General features: G+C 64.9%; 30 protein-coding genes. All 30 read left to right on the top strand.

All coding sequences use genetic code 11. From position 1 onward, the window contains the following. Window positions 1-53 precede the first annotated feature (53 nt). The 30 genes from fusA (at window position 54) to R2J75_RS01545 (ending at window position 16,376) form a co-directional block, all read left to right on the top strand. On the top strand, window positions 54-2,162 hold the full coding sequence (gene fusA, locus R2J75_RS01400; protein ID WP_243330241.1) for an elongation factor G: 2,109 nt from the start codon (window positions 54-56) through the stop codon (window positions 2,160-2,162). A gap of 277 nt (window positions 2,163-2,439) precedes the next feature. Next, complete coding sequence (gene rpsJ / locus R2J75_RS01405; protein WP_243330243.1) at window positions 2,440-2,766, top strand: 30S ribosomal protein S10; 327 nt, start codon at window positions 2,440-2,442, stop codon at window positions 2,764-2,766. A gap of 15 nt (window positions 2,767-2,781) precedes the next feature. Then, entirely contained in the window at window positions 2,782-3,408 is a 627-nt protein-coding gene (gene rplC / locus R2J75_RS01410; protein ID WP_243330246.1) for a 50S ribosomal protein L3, read from the top strand. A gap of 2 nt (window positions 3,409-3,410) precedes the next feature. After that, the gene (gene rplD, locus R2J75_RS01415; RefSeq protein WP_243330248.1) at window positions 3,411-4,040 is read left to right on the top strand and encodes a 50S ribosomal protein L4; all 630 of its coding nucleotides are present in this window, start codon (window positions 3,411-3,413) and stop codon (window positions 4,038-4,040) included. Next, window positions 4,037-4,315, top strand: a complete 279-nt coding sequence (locus R2J75_RS01420) for a 50S ribosomal protein L23 (RefSeq protein WP_243330250.1) — start codon at window positions 4,037-4,039, stop codon at window positions 4,313-4,315. The genes rplD and R2J75_RS01420 overlap by 4 nt, the downstream gene beginning before the upstream one ends. A 65-nt stretch (window positions 4,316-4,380) precedes the next feature. Beyond that, window positions 4,381-5,202 carry a 50S ribosomal protein L2 gene (rplB, locus tag R2J75_RS01425; protein ID WP_243330252.1) on the top strand — a complete coding sequence of 274 codons (822 nt, stop codon included), beginning with the start codon at window positions 4,381-4,383 and terminating at the stop codon, window positions 5,200-5,202. 10 nt (window positions 5,203-5,212) lie between these two features. Continuing rightward, window positions 5,213-5,497, top strand: coding sequence for a 30S ribosomal protein S19 (rpsS, locus tag R2J75_RS01430; RefSeq protein WP_243330254.1), 285 nt, complete (start codon window positions 5,213-5,215; stop codon window positions 5,495-5,497). Window position 5,498: 1 nt separating this feature from the next. Next, entirely contained in the window at window positions 5,499-5,846 is a 348-nt protein-coding gene (gene rplV / locus R2J75_RS01435) for a 50S ribosomal protein L22 (RefSeq protein WP_243330257.1), read from the top strand. Between the two features lie 3 nt (window positions 5,847-5,849). Further along, window positions 5,850-6,497: a 30S ribosomal protein S3 gene (gene rpsC, locus R2J75_RS01440; RefSeq protein ID WP_243330259.1), complete on the top strand. Its 648-nt coding sequence runs from the start codon at window positions 5,850-5,852 to the stop codon at window positions 6,495-6,497. Between the two features lie 10 nt (window positions 6,498-6,507). Beyond that, window positions 6,508-6,927 (top strand): 50S ribosomal protein L16, encoded by a 420-nt coding sequence (rplP, locus tag R2J75_RS01445; protein ID WP_243330261.1) that lies wholly within the window; start codon window positions 6,508-6,510, stop codon window positions 6,925-6,927. A 9-nt stretch (window positions 6,928-6,936) separates the two neighbouring features. Further along, window positions 6,937-7,140 carry a 50S ribosomal protein L29 gene (rpmC, locus tag R2J75_RS01450; RefSeq protein WP_243330263.1) on the top strand — a complete coding sequence of 68 codons (204 nt, stop codon included), beginning with the start codon at window positions 6,937-6,939 and terminating at the stop codon, window positions 7,138-7,140. A gap of 8 nt (window positions 7,141-7,148) precedes the next feature. Continuing rightward, a complete protein-coding gene (gene rpsQ, locus R2J75_RS01455; protein ID WP_243330266.1) occupies window positions 7,149-7,406 on the top strand; it encodes a 30S ribosomal protein S17 in 258 nt (85 codons plus the stop codon). Between the two features lie 9 nt (window positions 7,407-7,415). Then, entirely contained in the window at window positions 7,416-7,784 is a 369-nt protein-coding gene (gene rplN / locus R2J75_RS01460) for a 50S ribosomal protein L14 (protein ID WP_243330268.1), read from the top strand. Then, window positions 7,784-8,059 (top strand): 50S ribosomal protein L24, encoded by a 276-nt coding sequence (gene rplX, locus R2J75_RS01465; RefSeq protein ID WP_243330270.1) that lies wholly within the window; start codon window positions 7,784-7,786, stop codon window positions 8,057-8,059. Before rplN ends, rplX begins: the two co-directional genes overlap by 1 nt. A 207-nt stretch (window positions 8,060-8,266) precedes the next feature. Next, window positions 8,267-8,821, top strand: coding sequence for a 50S ribosomal protein L5 (gene rplE / locus R2J75_RS01470; protein WP_243330272.1), 555 nt, complete (start codon window positions 8,267-8,269; stop codon window positions 8,819-8,821). Between the two features lie 8 nt (window positions 8,822-8,829). Continuing rightward, window positions 8,830-9,015 (top strand): type Z 30S ribosomal protein S14, encoded by a 186-nt coding sequence (locus tag R2J75_RS01475; RefSeq protein ID WP_243330273.1) that lies wholly within the window; start codon window positions 8,830-8,832, stop codon window positions 9,013-9,015. Window positions 9,016-9,026: 11 nt separating this feature from the next. After that, a complete protein-coding gene (gene rpsH / locus R2J75_RS01480) occupies window positions 9,027-9,422 on the top strand; it encodes a 30S ribosomal protein S8 (RefSeq protein WP_243330300.1) in 396 nt (131 codons plus the stop codon). Window positions 9,423-9,456: 34 nt separating this feature from the next. Continuing rightward, window positions 9,457-9,993 (top strand): 50S ribosomal protein L6, encoded by a 537-nt coding sequence (gene rplF / locus R2J75_RS01485; protein WP_279341825.1) that lies wholly within the window; start codon window positions 9,457-9,459, stop codon window positions 9,991-9,993. A gap of 9 nt (window positions 9,994-10,002) precedes the next feature. After that, window positions 10,003-10,359 carry a 50S ribosomal protein L18 gene (gene rplR / locus R2J75_RS01490; RefSeq protein WP_243330305.1) on the top strand — a complete coding sequence of 119 codons (357 nt, stop codon included), beginning with the start codon at window positions 10,003-10,005 and terminating at the stop codon, window positions 10,357-10,359. A 13-nt stretch (window positions 10,360-10,372) separates the two neighbouring features. Beyond that, window positions 10,373-10,897 carry a 30S ribosomal protein S5 gene (gene rpsE / locus R2J75_RS01495; RefSeq protein ID WP_243330316.1) on the top strand — a complete coding sequence of 175 codons (525 nt, stop codon included), beginning with the start codon at window positions 10,373-10,375 and terminating at the stop codon, window positions 10,895-10,897. Then, window positions 10,898-11,095: an uL30 family ribosomal protein gene (locus R2J75_RS01500; RefSeq protein WP_243330318.1), complete on the top strand. Its 198-nt coding sequence runs from the start codon at window positions 10,898-10,900 to the stop codon at window positions 11,093-11,095. It abuts the gene before it with no gap. A 4-nt stretch (window positions 11,096-11,099) separates the two neighbouring features. After that, window positions 11,100-11,567 (top strand): 50S ribosomal protein L15, encoded by a 468-nt coding sequence (rplO, locus tag R2J75_RS01505; RefSeq protein WP_243330320.1) that lies wholly within the window; start codon window positions 11,100-11,102, stop codon window positions 11,565-11,567. Between the two features lie 21 nt (window positions 11,568-11,588). Then, on the top strand, window positions 11,589-12,932 hold the full coding sequence (secY, locus tag R2J75_RS01510; RefSeq protein ID WP_243330322.1) for a preprotein translocase subunit SecY: 1,344 nt from the start codon (window positions 11,589-11,591) through the stop codon (window positions 12,930-12,932). Beyond that, window positions 12,929-13,582 (top strand): adenylate kinase, encoded by a 654-nt coding sequence (locus R2J75_RS01515; protein ID WP_243330324.1) that lies wholly within the window; start codon window positions 12,929-12,931, stop codon window positions 13,580-13,582. Before secY ends, R2J75_RS01515 begins: the two co-directional genes overlap by 4 nt. Continuing rightward, window positions 13,579-13,797, top strand: coding sequence for a translation initiation factor IF-1 (gene infA, locus R2J75_RS01520; RefSeq protein WP_243330327.1), 219 nt, complete (start codon window positions 13,579-13,581; stop codon window positions 13,795-13,797). Before R2J75_RS01515 ends, infA begins: the two co-directional genes overlap by 4 nt. Before the next feature lie 27 nt (window positions 13,798-13,824). Next, entirely contained in the window at window positions 13,825-13,941 is a 117-nt protein-coding gene (gene rpmJ, locus R2J75_RS01525; protein ID WP_243288424.1) for a 50S ribosomal protein L36, read from the top strand. A 9-nt stretch (window positions 13,942-13,950) separates the two neighbouring features. After that, a complete protein-coding gene (gene rpsM, locus R2J75_RS01530) occupies window positions 13,951-14,319 on the top strand; it encodes a 30S ribosomal protein S13 (protein ID WP_243330329.1) in 369 nt (122 codons plus the stop codon). A 14-nt stretch (window positions 14,320-14,333) separates the two neighbouring features. Continuing rightward, window positions 14,334-14,741, top strand: coding sequence for a 30S ribosomal protein S11 (rpsK, locus tag R2J75_RS01535; RefSeq protein WP_243330331.1), 408 nt, complete (start codon window positions 14,334-14,336; stop codon window positions 14,739-14,741). Between the two features lie 18 nt (window positions 14,742-14,759). Next, window positions 14,760-15,392: a 30S ribosomal protein S4 gene (gene rpsD / locus R2J75_RS01540; RefSeq protein ID WP_243330333.1), complete on the top strand. Its 633-nt coding sequence runs from the start codon at window positions 14,760-14,762 to the stop codon at window positions 15,390-15,392. Between the two features lie 12 nt (window positions 15,393-15,404). Continuing rightward, window positions 15,405-16,376 (top strand): DNA-directed RNA polymerase subunit alpha, encoded by a 972-nt coding sequence (locus tag R2J75_RS01545; protein ID WP_243330336.1) that lies wholly within the window; start codon window positions 15,405-15,407, stop codon window positions 16,374-16,376. Window positions 16,377-16,381: the final 5 nt, after the last annotated feature.

The following is a 16,381-nucleotide window of genomic DNA, read 5'->3' on the forward strand; positions in this document are numbered from 1 at the left end:
CCGCTTTGAATCCCGAATCCGCTGTTTGATTACCTGACTCCAAGGAGGCCTCCGTGGCCCGCACGACCCCCCTCGAGCGCTACCGCAACATCGGCATCATGGCCCACATCGATGCCGGGAAGACGACGACGTCGGAGCGCATCCTCTACTACACCGGCAAGATCCACAAGATCGGCGAGGTTCACGAGGGCGCCGCCACCACCGACTGGATGGTCCAGGAGCAGGAGCGCGGCATCACCATCACCTCGGCCGCCATCACCGCCGCCTGGACGCCCCAGACCGGTCTGCTGAAGGGCGTCGAGCATCGCGTCAACATCATCGACACCCCCGGCCACGTGGACTTCACGGCCGAGGTCGAGCGCTCCCTGCGCGTGCTGGACGGCTCCGTGGCCGTCTTCTGCGCCGTGGGCGGCGTCGAGCCCCAGTCCGAGACCGTGTGGCGGCAGGCCGACAAGTACGGCGTGCCCCGCCTCGGCTTCGTCAACAAGATGGACCGCCCCGGCGCCGACTTCTTCCGCGTCTGCGAGATGATGCGCACCCGCATCAAGGCCCGGCCCATGCCCATCCAGATCCCCATCGGCGCCGAGGACCACTTCAAGGGCGTGGTCGACCTCGTCACCATGCAGGCCCTGACCTTCAGCGAGGCCGACAAGGGCTTCGAGGTCCAGTACGGCGAGATCCCCGCCGACCTCGTCGAGACCGCCAACGAGTGGCGCGAGAAGATGGTCGAGATGGTCGCCGAGACCTCCGAGGAGCTGATGGACAAGTACCTCGGCGGCGAGACGCTCACCGAGGACGAGATCCGCGACGGCATCCGCCGGGGCTGCATCAGCCTGGCCTTCACCCCCATGTGCTGCGGCTCGGCCTTCAAGAACAAGGGCGTCCAGCCCCTGCTCGACGCCGTCGTCAGCTACATGCCCAGCCCCCTCGACGTGCCCGCCATCCAGGGCGTGGACGGCGACGGCAACCCCACCGAGCGCAAGGCCTCCGACGAGGAGCCCTTCAGCGCCCTGATCTTCAAGATCATGGCCGATCCCTTCGTGGGCAGCCTGGCCTTCATCCGCGTCTACTCCGGCGTCATGGCCGCGGGTTCCGGCGTGTGGAACGCCAGCAAGGGCCGCCGCGAGCGCATCGGGCGCCTCCTGCAGATGCACGCCAACAAGCGCGAGGACATCGAGGAGGTCCGCACGGGCGACATCGGCGCCGCCGTGGGCTTCAAGGACGTCCTCACCGGCCAGACCATCTGCGACGAGAACCACCCCGTGATCCTGGAGTCCATGGACTTCCCCGATCCCGTCATCCAGGTGTCCATCGAGCCCAAGACCAAGGCTGACCAGGAGAAGATGGGCGTCGCCCTCTCCCGCCTGGCCCAGGAGGATCCCACCTTCAAGGTCAAGACCGATCCCGAGACCGGCCAGACCATCATCGCCGGCATGGGCGAGCTCCACCTGGAGATCATCGTCGACCGCATGATGCGCGAGTTCAAGGTCGAGGCCAACGTCGGCAAGCCCATGGTGGCCTACCGCGAGACCATCCGGAAGCGGGTGGAGGCCGAGGGCAAGTTCGTGCGTCAGTCCGGCGGTCGCGGCCAGTACGGCCACGTCAAGATCGTCGTCGAGCCCAACGAGGCCGGCAAGGGCTACGAGTTCATCAACGACATCAAGGGCGGCGTGGTTCCCAAGGAATACATCAAGCCCGTCGACCTCGGCATCCAGGAGGCCATGAACTCCGGCGTGCTGGCCGGCTACCCCGTGGTGGACGTCAAGATCACCCTCTACGACGGCAGCTACCACGAGGTGGACTCCAACGAAATGGCGTTCAAGATCGCCGGCTCCATGGGCTTCAAGAACGGGTGCGAGAAGGCCAGCCCCGTGCTCCTCGAGCCCATCATGAGCGTCGAGGTCGTCGTCCCCGAGGACTACATGGGCGACGTCATCGGCAACCTGAACAGCCGCCGCGGGCGCATCGAGAACATGGAAGACCGGGCCGGCGTCAAGGTCGTCACCGCCCTGGTGCCCCTGGCCGAGATGTTCGCCTACTCCACCAGCCTCCGCGGCATGACCCAGGGCCGCGGCAACTACAGCATGCAGTTCAGCCACTACGATGAGGCTCCCCGGAACGTCGCCGAAGAGGTGATCGCGAAGGTCAAGGGCACCAAGTAGGTTATTGAAAACCGGGGCGTTGCGGCGCCCCGGCCGCTTTCCACAGCCCCCCGCCAGGGGGGTGAGGCCGCCTGAGAACCCCGGTTCGAGGCCTCCAGATACCCAGGACCGACGGAGGGGCGACCCTCCCGAAATCCCTTGATAACCAAAAAAGCCATTGCGAAATCAATGGCTTTTGATATTCTGATCAGCCCTGTCCCAGTTCCCGGGACAACAAACCCATGGGCGGTCAGCGCCCCACATCTATGGACGGCCCGTCCGTCCCAATGGAGTGAAGATGAAAGACAATATTCGCATCCGTCTGCGAGCCTTCGACCACCGTCTGCTGGACCAGTCCACCCGTGAAATCGTGGACACCGCCAAGCGCACGGGGGCCCAGGTGGCGGGGCCGATCCCCCTCCCCACCCGGACGTCGAAGTACACCGTCAACCGCTCTCCCCACGTGGACAAGAAGAGCCGGGACCAGTTCGAGATCCGCACCCACAAGCGGCTCCTCGACATCCTGAACCCCACGCAGAACACCGTGGACACCCTCATGCGCCTGGACCTCCCGGCGGGTGTGGACGTCGAGATCAAGGTGTTCAGCCGTCAGGGCAACCGGTAAGGGAGGGGAGGGATAATGACCAAAGGAATCATCGGCAAGAAGCTGGGGATGACCCAGATCTTCAACGAGAAGGGCCAGATCGTCCCCGTGACCGTCATCCAGGCGGGCCCCTGTGTCGTCGTGATGCGCAAGACCGTCGCCCGTGACGGCTACGAGGCCGTGCAGGTGGGCTTCGTGGATCCCCAGGGCGGCAAGCGCGCCTCCAAGCCCGAGAAGGGCCACTGCGAGAAGCACGGCGTGGCGCCTGTCCGCGTCCTGCGCGAGCTCAAGGTGGACGCCGCCTCCTCCCTGAAGGAAGGCGACTCCATCCTGGCCGACCAGTTCGAGGCCAACACCAAGGTGCACGTCACCGGCATCAGCAAGGGCAAGGGCTTCGCCGGCGTCATGAAGCGCCACCACTTCAAGGGCGGCCGCGCCACCCACGGCTCCATGTTCCACCGCGCCCCCGGCTCCATCGGCGGGTCCTCGTATCCCAGCCGCGTTTGGCCTGGCATGCGCATGGGCGGCCACATGGGCGCCGAGCAGGTCACCGTCCGCAATCTGGAAGTGGCCCGCGTGGACGCCGAGAACAACCTGCTGCTCATCAAAGGCGCCGTTCCCGGCCCCAAGGGCGGCTACGTCGTGATCAAGCAGGAGGCGTAAAGATGGCGACCTTCAATCATCCCGTCGTCAACCTCGAGAACAAGGCCGCCGGCAGCGTCGAGCTCCTGGCCGAGGTCTTCAAGCTCGAGGAGGTCAACAACCACCTGATCTGGGAAGCCGTCCGCCACCACCTGGCCCGCCGCCGCGCCGGCACCGCCAAGACCAAGGACAAGTCCGAGGTTTCCGGCTCCGGTCGCAAGCTGTGGAAGCAGAAGGGCACCGGCCGCGCCCGCGTCGGCTCCATCCGTTCCACCCTGTGGAAGGGCGGCGGCACGGCCCACGGCCCGAACCCCCGCTGCTTCGACTACGCGTTCCCCAAGCGGGCCCGTCGCGCCGCCCTGCGCAACGCCCTCTCCGTCAAGTTCGCCTCCGGCCAGGTCCTGGTCGTCGAGGACTGGACGGTGGACTCCCACAAGACCAAGGCCCTGATCGCCACGCTCGGCAAGATCGGCGTGAGCGGCTCCGCCCTCCTGGTGGGGACCTCCGAGAAGGCCGCCATGGCCGCCGCCAACAACCCCAAGCTCGCCACCATCGAGAGCCTGGGCGTCAACGTCTATGACCTTCTGAAGTACGACCAGGTCGTCTTCTCCAAGGAAGCGATCCTGGCCCTCCAGGAAGTGGTGAAGCCATGACCAAGATTTTCGAAGTGATCCGCAAGCCCCTCCTCACCGAGAAGGGCCAGATCCTCCGCGAGGCCAACATCCAGGTCTTCGAGGTGGCCACCTGGGCGACCAAGCACCAGATCAAGGAGGCCGCCGAGCTCCTGCTCCAGGCCAAGGTCAAGTCCATCCGCACCGTCTCGGTGCCGGCCAAGGCCAAGCGCCTGGGCCGCTGGATGGGCACCACCGGATCCATGAAGAAGGCCTACATCGAACTGGCTGAGGCCGCCGCCGAGGCCGCCGAGTAGGCATCCATCACCCGTCGGACGGACAAGCGTTGCCACTATCGTCCGACCCTTTTTGAGGCACAACCATGAGCATCAAGCTGCTCAAGCCCACGACCCCCGGTCAGCGCGGCATGTCGAAGCAGGGCTTCGAGGAGATCACCACCTCGAAGCCTGAGCGTTCCCTGATCGCCAAGATCAACCGCACCGGTGGCCGCTCCAACACGGGCCGCATCACCACCCGCCACATCGGCGGCGGCCACAAGCGCCGCTACCGCGTGATCGACTTCAAGCGGAACAAGGCCGACGTCCCGGCCCGGGTCGCCACCATCGAATACGACCCCAACCGCACCGCCCGCATCGCGCTGCTGGTCTACGCCGACGGCGAGAAGCGCTACATCCTGGCCCCCGATGGCCTGGAAGTGGGCCGCACCGTCCTGAGCGGGAAGAACGCCGACATCCTGGTCGGCAACGCCCTGCCCCTGAAGAACATCCCCCTGGGCACCGAAGTCCACAACATCGAGCTGAAGCCCGGCAAGGGCGGCCAGATCGCCCGCGCCGCCGGCACCTTCGCCCAGCTCGTGGCCAAGGACTCCGAATACGCCCAGCTCCGCATGCCCTCCGGCGAGATCCGCAAGATCCACCTGGAGTGCGCCGCCACCATCGGCAAGGTGGGCAACCTCCAGCACGAGAACGTGTCCCTGGGCAAGGCCGGCCGCAAGATCTGGCTGGGCATCCGCCCGACCGTTCGTGGTGTGGTCATGAACCCGGTCGATCACCCCCACGGCGGCGGCGAAGGCCGCACGTCCGGTGGCCGTCACCCTGTGACGCCCTGGGGCCAGCCGACCCGTGGCCACAAGACGCGCACCAACAAGCGCACGACCAAGTTCATCGTCAAGCGGATCAACTAGGAGGCTATCCATGGCACGTTCGCTCAAGAAGGGTCCGTTCATTGATGGCCACCTCCAGAAGAAGGTGGAGGCCGCCCAGGCCGTCAACGACAAGCGCGTGATCAAGACCTGGTCCCGCCGCTCCACCGTCGTTCCGCAGATGATCGGCCTCACCATCGCCGTGCACAACGGCAACAAGTTCATCCCTGTCTACGTCACCGACAACATGGTGGGCCACAAGCTCGGGGAGTTCAGCCTGACCCGCACCTTCAGGGGCCACGCCGGCAAGTCCGACGCCAAGGCCAAGGGGAAGTAAGATGACGACCATCGTTTCCAGCGCCACCCTGCGCCACCTCCGCGGCTCGGCCCAGAAGGCCCGGCTCGTGATCGACCTCATCCGCGGCAAGAAGGTCGGCGAGGCCCAGTGGATCCTCACCAGCACCAAGAAGTACGCCGCCGGCTACATCAAGAAGATCGTGGATTCCGCCCTGGCCAACGCCATCGACAAGGATCCCGCCGTCAACCCCGACGAGCTGATCGTCAAGGCCTGCTTCGTGGACGAGGGCTTCCGCATGAAGCGCGTCCGCCCCGCCCCCATGGGCCGGGCCTACCGCGTGCAGAAGCGCACCTGCCACATCACTGTCCAGCTGGGCCGGGAGGAGTAGAACATGGGTCAGAAAGTCCATCCGTACGGCTTCCGCGTTGTCCACACCAAGGGCTGGCACTCCAAGTGGTTCAGCAAGCGTGAGTACGCCACGCTTCTCCACGAGGACCTCAAGCTCCGCAAGGAGCTGAAGAAGCAGCTCCACGGCCTCAACGCCATGGTCTCCAAGATCGACATCGAGCGCGCCGCCGACAAGGTCACGGTCCGCATCTTCACCGCCCGCCCCGGCATCGTCATCGGCCGCAAGGGCGCCGAGATCGACAAGCTGCGCGAGGAGCTCCAGGCCAAGCTGAAGCGTCCCGTCAGCGTCGACATCCAGGAGATCAAGAAGCCCGAGATCGACGCCCAGCTCGTCGCCGAGGGCGTCGCCCAGCAGCTCGAGCGTCGCATCGCCTTCCGCCGCGCCATGCGCAAGGCGGAAGAAGCCGCGATCCGCTTCGGCGCCAAGGGCTTCAAGATCAAGGTCTCCGGCCGCCTGAACGGCGCCGAGATCGCCCGGACCGAGGATTACCTCTCCGGCCAGATGCCCCTGCAGACGATCCGGGCCAACGTTGACTACGGTTTCGCCGAAGCCAACACCACCTACGGCATCATCGGCGTCAAGGTGTGGGTGAACCTGCCCGACGCCCCCGTCGAAACCGTGAAGCGTTGAGGTTGCAGCCATGTTGATGCCCAACAAAGTCAAGCACCGCAAAGTCCAGAAGGGCCGCACCCGCGGCGTCGCGACGCGCGGCAACGAACTCTCCTTCGGCGATTACGGCCTGGTGGCCACCGAGCACTGCTGGCTGACCAACCGCCAGATCGAGGCCGCCCGTATCGCCATGACCCGCCACATCAAGCGCGGCGGCCGCATCTGGATCCGCATCTTCCCCGACCGGCCCACCACCAGCAAGCCGGCCGAGACCCGCATGGGTTCCGGCAAGGGTGCGCCCGATGGCTGGGTGGCCGTGATCCGTCCCGGCCGCGTCCTCTTCGAGATGGAGGGCGTGGATGAGCAGGTGGCCAAGGACGCCCTGCGCCTGGCCCAGATGAAGCTCTCCGTGGCCACCGAGTTCGTCTCCAGAACCCCCCCGGAAGAGTAGAGGATTGAGATGAACAAGAAGAATCCTTTCAGCGAACTGGCCGCCAAGAGCATCGAGGAGCTGGCGCAGCTGGAGGCCGATCTGGCCGCCAAGCGTTTCACCCTCCGCTTCCAGCACGCCGTGGGTCAGGTGGAGAACACCGCCGAGATCCGCAAGACCCGCCGCGAACTCGCCCGGGTCAAGACCGCCCTCAAGACCAAGCTGGCCCAGTGAGGTAGACCATGAGCCTAGAACACAAGATGATTCGCAGCGGCGTGGTGGTCTCCAACAAGGCCGACAAGACCGTGGTGGTGAAGGTGGAGCGCAAGTTCCAGCACCCCCTGTATAGCCGGACCGTCAAGCAGACCACCAAGTTCATGGCCCACGACGAGAACAACACCTGCCAGATCGGCGATGTGGTCAAGATCGTGGAGTCCCGTCCCCTTTCCAAGCGCAAGCGCTGGATGGTCCTCGAGATCACCCAGAAGGCTGGCGAGTAGGAGCCATTTATGATTCAGATGGGATCCATGCTCACCGTCGCCGACAATTCCGGCGCGAAGAAGATCTGCTGCATCCTGCCCCTCGGCGGCGGCGTCGGCAAGACCGCCCAGCTGGGCGACGTGATCACCGCGTCCGTGAAGGAAGCCATCCCCGGCGGCACCGTCAAGAAGAAGGCTGTTGTCCAGGCGGTCATCGTCCGCCAGCGGAAGGCCTACCGCCGCAAGGACGGTTCCTACATCCGCTTCGACGAGAACGCGGCCGTCATCATCAAGAAGGACGGCGAGCCGGTCGGCACCCGCGTGTTCGGCCCCGTCGCCCGCGAGCTCCGCGAGCGGAAGTACATGAAGATCGTTTCCCTCGCCCCTGAGGTGCTCTAATGGACAAGCCGACCAAGATGAAGCTCAAGAAGGGTGACGACGTCATCGTCATCGCCGGCAAGGAAAAGGGCAAGCGCGGCCAGGTCGCCAAGGTCCAGCCCTCCGCCAACAAGGTGGTGGTCACCGGCCTGAACCTGATCAAGAAGGCCACCAAGCCCAACCAGCAGACCGGTGAAGGCGGCGGCATCGTGACGAAGGAGGCTCCCATCCACGCCTCCAACGTCATGCTGGTCGACCCCAAGACCCAGAAGCCCACCCGCAAGCGGGCCGAGTAAGCTATTTCCTGTTCCGTTCTCGAACGTTTGTGAGAGAATGACCCTTCCGCCGATGGATCCCCATCGGCGGAATTCCGGTGCGGACGTCGTCCCGCCGGATCGTTGACAACCGAGGTTGGAAGGAAAACGGGCCGGACCGCCGGACCCAAGCCCTTCCGCCCTCCCGAACCCTGGGGGCGTAGTCGCCCCCCGGAAATGGAGGAAAGCATGCCTAACGCTGCGGATCCCCGCACCAAGGCCCGCTACCAGTCCGAAGTGGCTGGCAAGCTCAAGGAGGAGTTCGGCTACACCTCTGCCATGCAGGTGCCCCGACTCCAGAAGATCGTCATCAACATGGGCGTCGGCGACGCCATCCAGAACATCAAGGTCCTGGACACCGCCGTCGACGAACTGACCGCCATCGCCGGTCAGAAGGCCGTGGTCCGCAAGGCCAAGAAGAGCGTCGCCCAGTTCAAGCTGCGCGCCGGGATGCCCATCGCCTGCATGGTCACCCTCCGCGGCAACCGGATGTGGGAGTTCTTCGACCGGCTGACGTCCCTTTCCCTCCCCCGCGTCCGCGATTTCCGCGGCGTGCCCACCAAGAGCTTCGACGGCCGGGGCAACTACACCCTGGGCCTCAAGGACCAGCTGATCTTCCAGGAGATCGACTACAGCAAGGTCGAGAAGCTGAAGGGCATGAACATCACCTTCGTCACGTCCGCTCCCACGGACGCTGAAGCCCGCGCGCTGCTTGCCCACCTGGGCATGCCTTTCCGGAAATAGGAGCGACCATGGCAAGCACGAACAAGATCCACAAGGACAGCGTCAAGCCCAAGTTTTCCACCCAGCACCGGAACCGCTGCAAGTGCTGCGGCCGTCCCCGGGGCTACATGAGGAAGTTCGAACTGTGCCGCCTGTGCTTCCGCAAGCACGCGCTGGCCGGTGAGCTTCCCGGCGTCCAGAAGTCCAGCTGGTAACAGAGGAAACCATGAACACCGATCCGATCGCAGATTACCTCACCCGCATCCGCAACGGGATCATGGCCGGCCACGACGCCGTCGTCATCCCCGCCAGCAAGATGAAGGACCGCCTTTCCGCCATCCTGAAGCAGGAAGGCTACATTCACGGCTACAAGGCCGTGGAGCACGAGGGCCGGAACTACCTCATCGTCAACCTGAAGTACGTGAAGAACGGCGAGTCCGTCATCCACGGCCTCAAGCGCGTCTCCACCCCCGGCCTGCGCGTCTACGCCGGCGCCAAGGAGATCCCCGAGGTCCAGGGCGGCCTCGGCATCGCCATCCTCACCACCCCGAAGGGCCTGCTGACCGGCAAGGATGCCCGGAAGCAGAACCTGGGCGGTGAAGTCCTGGCCCACGTCTGGTAGCACGCGAACCTCAACCCATTCCAAGGAAACCACCATGTCTCGCATCGGAAAGAAGCCAGTGGCACTGCCGAAAGGCGTGAAAGTGACCGTCCACGGGGCTGAGGCCGTCGTCGAAGGCGCCAAGGGCACCCTGAACTGCCCCATCCCGCAGGGGATCACCCTCGACGTCCAGGCCGATTCCATCAACCTCACCCGCCAGGATGACCAGCCCCAGAGCCGCGCCTACCACGGCCTGACCCGGGCCCTCCTGAACAACGCCGTCCAGGGCGTGACCAGCGGCTGGAAGAAGGAACTCGACATCGTCGGCGTCGGCTACAAGGCCGCCATGGAGGGCGAAGCCCTCCGCCTCGACCTCGGCTACAGCCACCCCATCAACTACGTGGCCCCCCAGGGCATCTCCATCGCCGTGGAGAAGAACACCCACCTGATCGTCACCGGCATCGACCGGCAGCTGGTCGGGCAGGTGGCCGCCGACATCCGGAAGTTCCGCAAGCCCGAGCCCTACAAGGGCAAGGGTGTCCAGTACACGGGCGAAGTCATCCGCCGCAAGGCCGGCAAGACCGGGAAGTAGGGAGCAACCATGGCCAACGATCTCGCACGCCAGAAGACCAAGGCTCGGATCCGCGGGAAGGTGTCCGGCACCCCGGAGCGCCCCCGCCTCACGATCTTCAAGAGCCTCAAGCGCATCTACGTCCAGGCCGTGGACGACACCCAGGGTGTCACCTTGGCCGCCGCCTCCTCCCTCGAGAAGGGTCTCAAGGAGACCCTGAAGAGCGGCTCCAACATCGCCGCGGCCAAGGCCGTGGGCGAGTCGATCGCCGCCCGTCTCAAGGAGAAGGGCATCACCGCTGTGGTCTTCGACCGCAACGGCTACGTCTACCACGGCCGCGTCAAGGCGCTGGCCGAATCCGCCCGGGCTGCCGGGCTCCAGTTCTAGGAGGGTGAGGACAATGGCTTACAACGCACCCGAAACCAAGCCCGCCTCCCAGGACGCCCAGCAGGGCGAGTTCAAGGACCAGGTCATCTATGTCGGCCGCGTCACCAAGGTCGTGAAGGGCGGCAAGAACTTCTCGTTCAGCGCCCTGGTCGTCGTCGGCGACGGCGCCGGCAAGGTCGGCTACGGCCTCGGCAAGGCCCTCGAAGTCCCCTCCGCCATCAAGAAGGGCATCGAGAGCGCCAAGCGCAACATGATCAAGGTCCCGGTCTCCCCCAACGGGAGCCTGCCGCACCCCATCACCGGCCGCTTCGGCTCCGGCTCCGTGCTGATGAAGCCCGCCCCCGAGGGCACCGGCATCATCGCGGGCGCCGCCGTCCGCGCCATCATGGAAGCCGCCGGCATCAACAACGTGCTCACCAAGAGCCTCGGTTCCTCCAACCCCCACAACGTGGTCCGCGCCACGTTCGACGGGTTCAAGAACCTCATGGATCCCTACACGGTCATGAACAACCGTGGTCTGGATCAGGCGGAGGCCTAAATGTCGCAGCTCATCGGAAAGCAGGTCATCCTGACCCTCAAGCGCTCCACCATCTGCACCGTGCCCAAGCACCGCGCCTTCGTCCAGACCCTGGGCCTGAAGAAGGTCGGGGAGACCCGGGAGTGCGAGTACACGCCGAATGTGCATGGCATCGTCAAGCGCATTCCCTACCTCATCGACGTCACGGTGAAGGGGTAAGACCATGAAACTGAACGAACTCCGTCCCGCTGAAGGCGCGGTCAAGGACCGCAAGCGCGTCGGCCGCGGCAAGGGCTCCGGCAACGGCAAGACCGCCGCTCGCGGCGAAAAGGGCCAGAAGAGCCGCCGCGGCTACAGCCGCCAGCGCGGCTTCGAAGGCGGCCAGATGCCCCTCCACCGCCGCCTCCCCAAGCGCGGTTTCACCAACGTCCACGCGATCAAGCTGCAGGAACTGGGCCTGGACTTCCTCTCCGCGAACTACGCCGAGGGCGAGGTCGTGTGCCTGGAGTCCCTGCGCGACAAGAACCTGGCCGAGCCCAAGGTCGGCGGCATCGTCGTCCTCAAGCGCGGCGAGCTGACTGTTAAGCTGACGGTCGTCGCCGACCGGGTCACCAAGGGTGCCCGTGAAGCGATCCTGGCCCTTGGCGGCACCATCCAGGAGCCCCCCTGCGCCAAGCCGGCGGCTGAGTAACGAGCCTAGGACACGAAAAGCATGGAAAAGCTCCGTCAGTTGTTCTCCAACCCCGAACTTCGCAAGCGGCTCCTGTTCACCCTGGGGCTGCTGGTGATCTACCGGCTCGGGGTCCACGTCTCGGTGCCCGGCGTCAACGCCGAGGCCCTGGCCAAGAACCTGGGGAAGGCGGGGGACCTGCTGAACGTGGTCGACCTGTTCTCGGGCGGCGCCTTCAAGAAGTTCTCGGTGTTCGCCCTGGGCATCACCCCCTACATCACGGCCTCCATCGTGCTTCAGCTGATGGGGGCCGTGGTGCCCACCCTCGAGAACCTCCAGAAGAAGGAGGGCGAGGCGGGGCGCCAGAAGATCAACCAGTGGACCCGCTACCTCACGGTCGGCCTGGCCTTCATCCAGGGCTTCGGCATCGCCTCCCTGGCCCAGAGCCTGGGACCTGACGTCGTGATCAACCCGGGCATGGGCTTCAAGCTCCTGTGCGCCTGGACGCTGGCCACCGGCACGATCTTCGTGATGTGGATCGGCGAACAGATCACCGACCGCGGCGTGGGCAACGGGATTTCCCTCCTCATCTTCGCCGGCATCGTGGCGGGGCTGCCCAAGGCCCTCGAGACCATCGGGACCATGTTCACCGCGTCCCTCAAGAACGCGGGCAACGTGGCGCCTCCGGGCGTGTTCATCCTCCTGGTGGCCGGCATGGCCGTCGTCGTCCTCGCCGTCGTCCTGGTGGAGAACGCCTACCGGAACATCCCCATCCACTACGCCCGCCGGGTGGACTCCTCCCGGATGGCCAGCCAGCGCAGCTCGTACCTGCCCCTGAAGGTGAACACCGCCGGCGTCATGCCCGTGATCTTCGCCTCCTCGGTCATCTTCTTCCCCGCCACCATCGCCCAGTTCACCCACTGGGAGTGGCTGGCCAAGGCCTCGAGCTACGTCAGCCCCCAGAGCCACTTCTGGACCTACACCCCGATCTTCGTGGGCGTGGTGATCTTCTTCGCGTTCTTCTACACCTCCATCGTCTTCAACCCCGACGAGACCGCCGAGAACATGAAGCGGTCCGGCGGCTACATTCCCGGCATCCGGCCGGGCAAGGAGACGAGCGTCTACATGGACAGCATCCTGTCCAAGCTCACCTTCGCCGGCGCGGTCTACCTCGCCGTGATCTCCATCGTCCCCCTGATCATCACCAACAGCATGCCGGGCCTGAACTTCTACTTCGGCGGCACCTCCCTCCTCATCGTCGTGGGCGTGGCCATGGACACCGTGGCCCAGCTCGAGAGCTACCAGGTCATGCGTCGCTATGACGGCTTCCTGGAGAAGGGCAGGATCCGCGGGGGCCGGCTGGCCAAGGGAGGGGCGCGGTCATGAAGGTTCACATTCTCCTCGGCGCCCCCGGTTGCGGCAAGGGGACCCAGGCCAAGCGCCTGGTCGCCAAAATGTCTTTGATTCACCTGTCTACGGGTGATATTCTGAGAGATGCCGTCTCGAAAGGGACGGAAATCGGCCTTCGGGCCAAGGCCATCATGGCCTCTGGCAAACTTGTGGACGACGACACGGTCAACGGTCTTGTTTTCGCGCGGCTGCAGAACGAAACCGGCGACGTGCTGTTCGATGGTTATCCACGCACCCTAGCTCAGGCTGAAGCCCTGGAGACCTTCCTCTCCAACCGGGGTCTCAGCCTTGGATACGTGATAGACATCCATGTCCCCGAGCACGCCCTCGAAGCGCGGGTGGTAGGCCGCAGGGTTTGCAGCAATAACGATTGCGGCGCCATCTACCACCTGGAGACAAGACCCCCCCTGAAGGAAGGCGTCTGCGACGTCTGCGGAAGTCCCCTGAAGCACCGGGCTGACGACTGCAGCGAGGCCTTCAGGTCCCGGATGGCGGAATTCAACACCACGTTCCAGCCCCTCCAGGCCCACTACAAGGGAACGACCCACTACCGCTCCGTGGACGGCCTCCGTTCGCCGGACGAGATCCACGGGACCATCCTCGACCTATTCCGGGAGCAGCATTGAGCAAAGAAGAAGCCATTGAGCTCGAAGCCACAGTGGTGGAGTCCTTGCCGAACGCCGTCTTCCGGGTGGAGCTCGAGAACAAGCACCAGGTCCTTGCCCACATCAGTGGCAAGATGCGGAAGAACTTCATCCGCATCCTCCCGGGGGACCGGGTCCTGGTGGAGGTCACGCCCTACGATCTGACCCGCGGACGCATCATCTACCGATTCAAGTAACCCGAACGTAAACCCTGGGGGAAACCCATGAAAGTCAGGCCGTCTATCAAGAAGCTGTGCGAGCACTGCAAGGTGGTCCGCCGGGAAGGCATCAACCGGATCATCTGCAAGAAGAATCCCAAGCACAAGCAGCGCCAAGGCTAAGGAGCAAGCATGGCACGCATCGCAGGTATCGATCTGCCCATCGCCAAGCGCATCGAGATCGCGCTCACCTACATCTACGGCATCGGGCGCCCCAAGGCGCAGAGCATCCTGACCCGGGCCAAGGTGGACTTCTCCACCAAGGTGCGGGACCTCACCGAGGACGAGATCGGTCGCATCCGCCGCGTCATCACCGCCGAGGAGACCGTGGAGGGTGACCTCCGCAAGAACATCGGCATGGACATCAAGCGTCTCATGGACATCGGCTGCTACCGGGGCCTCCGGCACCGCAAGGGCCTGCCCGTCCGTGGACAGCGCACGCACACCAACGCGCGGACCCGCAAGGGCAAGCGCAAGACCGTGGCCGGCAAGAAGAAGTAAGTTGAGGAACTGACATGGCAAAGACCCAGTCCAAGACCGCCGGCAAGAAGGTGGTCAAGAAGAAGGAAAAGAAGAACGTACCCCACGGCGTGGCGCACATCCAGGCCTCGTTCAACAACACGATCATCTCCATCTCCGACCCCATGGGGAACATGCTGAGCTGGGCTTCCAGCGGCAACCAGAACTTCCGGGGCACCCGGAAGGGCACGCCGTTCGCCGCCCAGATCGCCGCCGGGGTGGCCGCCGAGGCCGCCAAGGAGCAGGGCATCCGCAGCGTGGATGTCCGCGTGAAGGGCCCCGGCGCCGGCCGTGAGAGCGCGATCCGCGCCCTCAACGCCGCTGGCATTTCCGTGACGAGCATCCGCGACGTCACCCCCATCCCCCACAACGGCTGCCGGCCTCCCAAGCGGCGCCGGGTTTAAGAGAGGAGGAAGAGAAACATGGCTCGTTACCAAGACGCCGTCTGCCGCCTCTGCCGCCGCGAGGGCATGAAGCTTTATCTCAAGGGTGAGCGCTGCTTCAAGGAGAAGTGCTCCTTCGAGACCCGCAAGGGCAAGATCCCCGGCCAGCACGGGGCCGCCAAGGCCAAGAAGCCCACGGGCTACGCCCTGCAGCTGCGCGAGAAGCAGAAGGTCAAGCGCATCTACGGCGTGCTCGAGAAGCAGTTCCGCCTCTATTTCGAACGCGCCGACGCCAAGAAGGGCGTGACCGGCCACAACCTGCTCTCCTTCCTGGAGAGCCGCCTGGACAACGTCGTCTTCCGGCTCGGGTTCGCCCCCAGCCGCGCCGCCGCCCGGCAGATGGTCATGCACGGCCACATCCTGGTCAACGGCAAGCGTTGCGACATTCCCAGCTACCAGACCAAGAGCGGCCAGGTCATCTCGATCTCCGCCCGGGCCCAGGCGAACGATGTCGTCAAGTCCTCCGTGGAGACCGCGGCCGGCCGTGGTATTCCCCAGTGGCTCACCCTCGACGCCGCCGCCTTCCAGGGCTCGGTGATCGCAGTTCCCAAGCGGGAAGATGTTCCTCTTGACATCAATGAGCAGCTGATCGTCGAACTCTACAGCAAGTAAGGGGGGACCTGAATGCTGAACATCAGCGATTTCCAGCGGCCGCGTTTCGCGGAGGTGACTCCGGGGTCCAAGACGGGCTCGTACGGCGAGTTCGTCGCCTACCCCTTCGAACGGGGCTTCGCCACCACCTGCGGGCATGCCCTGCGCCGCGTGCTGCTGAGCAGCATCCAGGGCGCCGCCGTGACCAACGTCCGCATCAAGGGCGTGCAGCACGAATTCACCGCGCTGCCCGGCGTGTGGGAAGACATCACCCACATCCTGCTCAACCTCAAGGAAATCCCCTTCAAGCTCCACTCCAGCCAGCCCCAGATCGTCACGATCAGCCACAAGGGCGAAGGCGTGGTGACCTCCGGCTCCATCCGCTGCAACCAGAACGTCGAGGTGATGAACCCCGACGTCCACATCGCCACCCTCGGCGAGGACGGCGAGCTGGAGATGGAGATCCAGGTCTCCATGGGCCGCGGGTTCGTCACGGCGGACCGCAACCTGGACGAGAAGCTGGGCCTCGGGTTCATTCCCCTGGATTCCAACCACAGCCCCATCGTCCGCGTGAACTACATGGTCGAGCCCGCCCGCGTCGGTCACAGCACCGATTTCGAGAAGCTCACCCTGCAGGTGTGGACCAACGGCACCGTCGATCCCAAGGACGCGGTGAGCGATTCCGCCCTGATCCTGCGCGAGCACTTCCTCATCTTCGCCCGTCAGGACGAGGATGCGGTCGAGGTCGAGCCGGGCGGCGCCATCCTCACCACCGAGGGCGTCAACGGCATGCTGGGCAAGTCGGTGGAGGAACTTGAGTTGAGCGTTCGGGCCAACAACTGCCTGCGCAACGCCAACATCACCACCATCGGCGAGCTGGTGCAGCGCACCGAGGCGGAGCTGATGAAGACCAAGAACTTTGGCAAGAAGTCGCTCCAGGAGATCAAGGACGAGCTCGCCCGCATCGGCCTCTCCCTCGGCATGCGCATCGAACAAGAAGTCTAAGGAGA

Origin of the sequence: Mesoterricola sediminis (assembly GCF_030295425.1) — a bacterium.
In the GTDB taxonomy this organism is placed as follows: Bacteria; Acidobacteriota; Holophagae; order Holophagales; family Holophagaceae; genus Mesoterricola; species Mesoterricola sediminis.

Coding starts and splice junctions, on each gene's coding strand:
- rpsJ (WP_243330243.1), top strand. CDS start 2,440: ATGAAAGACAATATTCGCATCCGTCTGCGAGCCTTCGACCACCGTCTG.
- rplC (WP_243330246.1), top strand. CDS start 2,782: ATGACCAAAGGAATCATCGGCAAGAAGCTGGGGATGACCCAGATCTTC.
- rplD (WP_243330248.1), top strand. CDS start 3,411: ATGGCGACCTTCAATCATCCCGTCGTCAACCTCGAGAACAAGGCCGCC.
- R2J75_RS01420 (WP_243330250.1), top strand. CDS start 4,037: ATGACCAAGATTTTCGAAGTGATCCGCAAGCCCCTCCTCACCGAGAAG.
- rplB (WP_243330252.1), top strand. CDS start 4,381: ATGAGCATCAAGCTGCTCAAGCCCACGACCCCCGGTCAGCGCGGCATG.
- rpsS (WP_243330254.1), top strand. CDS start 5,213: ATGGCACGTTCGCTCAAGAAGGGTCCGTTCATTGATGGCCACCTCCAG.
- rplV (WP_243330257.1), top strand. CDS start 5,499: ATGACGACCATCGTTTCCAGCGCCACCCTGCGCCACCTCCGCGGCTCG.
- rpsC (WP_243330259.1), top strand. CDS start 5,850: ATGGGTCAGAAAGTCCATCCGTACGGCTTCCGCGTTGTCCACACCAAG.
- rplP (WP_243330261.1), top strand. CDS start 6,508: ATGTTGATGCCCAACAAAGTCAAGCACCGCAAAGTCCAGAAGGGCCGC.
- rpmC (WP_243330263.1), top strand. CDS start 6,937: ATGAACAAGAAGAATCCTTTCAGCGAACTGGCCGCCAAGAGCATCGAG.
- rpsQ (WP_243330266.1), top strand. CDS start 7,149: ATGAGCCTAGAACACAAGATGATTCGCAGCGGCGTGGTGGTCTCCAAC.
- rplN (WP_243330268.1), top strand. CDS start 7,416: ATGATTCAGATGGGATCCATGCTCACCGTCGCCGACAATTCCGGCGCG.
- rplX (WP_243330270.1), top strand. CDS start 7,784: ATGGACAAGCCGACCAAGATGAAGCTCAAGAAGGGTGACGACGTCATC.
- rplE (WP_243330272.1), top strand. CDS start 8,267: ATGCCTAACGCTGCGGATCCCCGCACCAAGGCCCGCTACCAGTCCGAA.
- R2J75_RS01475 (WP_243330273.1), top strand. CDS start 8,830: ATGGCAAGCACGAACAAGATCCACAAGGACAGCGTCAAGCCCAAGTTT.
- rpsH (WP_243330300.1), top strand. CDS start 9,027: ATGAACACCGATCCGATCGCAGATTACCTCACCCGCATCCGCAACGGG.
- rplF (WP_279341825.1), top strand. CDS start 9,457: ATGTCTCGCATCGGAAAGAAGCCAGTGGCACTGCCGAAAGGCGTGAAA.
- rplR (WP_243330305.1), top strand. CDS start 10,003: ATGGCCAACGATCTCGCACGCCAGAAGACCAAGGCTCGGATCCGCGGG.
- rpsE (WP_243330316.1), top strand. CDS start 10,373: ATGGCTTACAACGCACCCGAAACCAAGCCCGCCTCCCAGGACGCCCAG.
- R2J75_RS01500 (WP_243330318.1), top strand. CDS start 10,898: ATGTCGCAGCTCATCGGAAAGCAGGTCATCCTGACCCTCAAGCGCTCC.
- rplO (WP_243330320.1), top strand. CDS start 11,100: ATGAAACTGAACGAACTCCGTCCCGCTGAAGGCGCGGTCAAGGACCGC.
- secY (WP_243330322.1), top strand. CDS start 11,589: ATGGAAAAGCTCCGTCAGTTGTTCTCCAACCCCGAACTTCGCAAGCGG.
- R2J75_RS01515 (WP_243330324.1), top strand. CDS start 12,929: ATGAAGGTTCACATTCTCCTCGGCGCCCCCGGTTGCGGCAAGGGGACC.
- rpmJ (WP_243288424.1), top strand. CDS start 13,825: ATGAAAGTCAGGCCGTCTATCAAGAAGCTGTGCGAGCACTGCAAGGTG.
- rpsM (WP_243330329.1), top strand. CDS start 13,951: ATGGCACGCATCGCAGGTATCGATCTGCCCATCGCCAAGCGCATCGAG.
- rpsK (WP_243330331.1), top strand. CDS start 14,334: ATGGCAAAGACCCAGTCCAAGACCGCCGGCAAGAAGGTGGTCAAGAAG.
- rpsD (WP_243330333.1), top strand. CDS start 14,760: ATGGCTCGTTACCAAGACGCCGTCTGCCGCCTCTGCCGCCGCGAGGGC.
- R2J75_RS01545 (WP_243330336.1), top strand. CDS start 15,405: ATGCTGAACATCAGCGATTTCCAGCGGCCGCGTTTCGCGGAGGTGACT.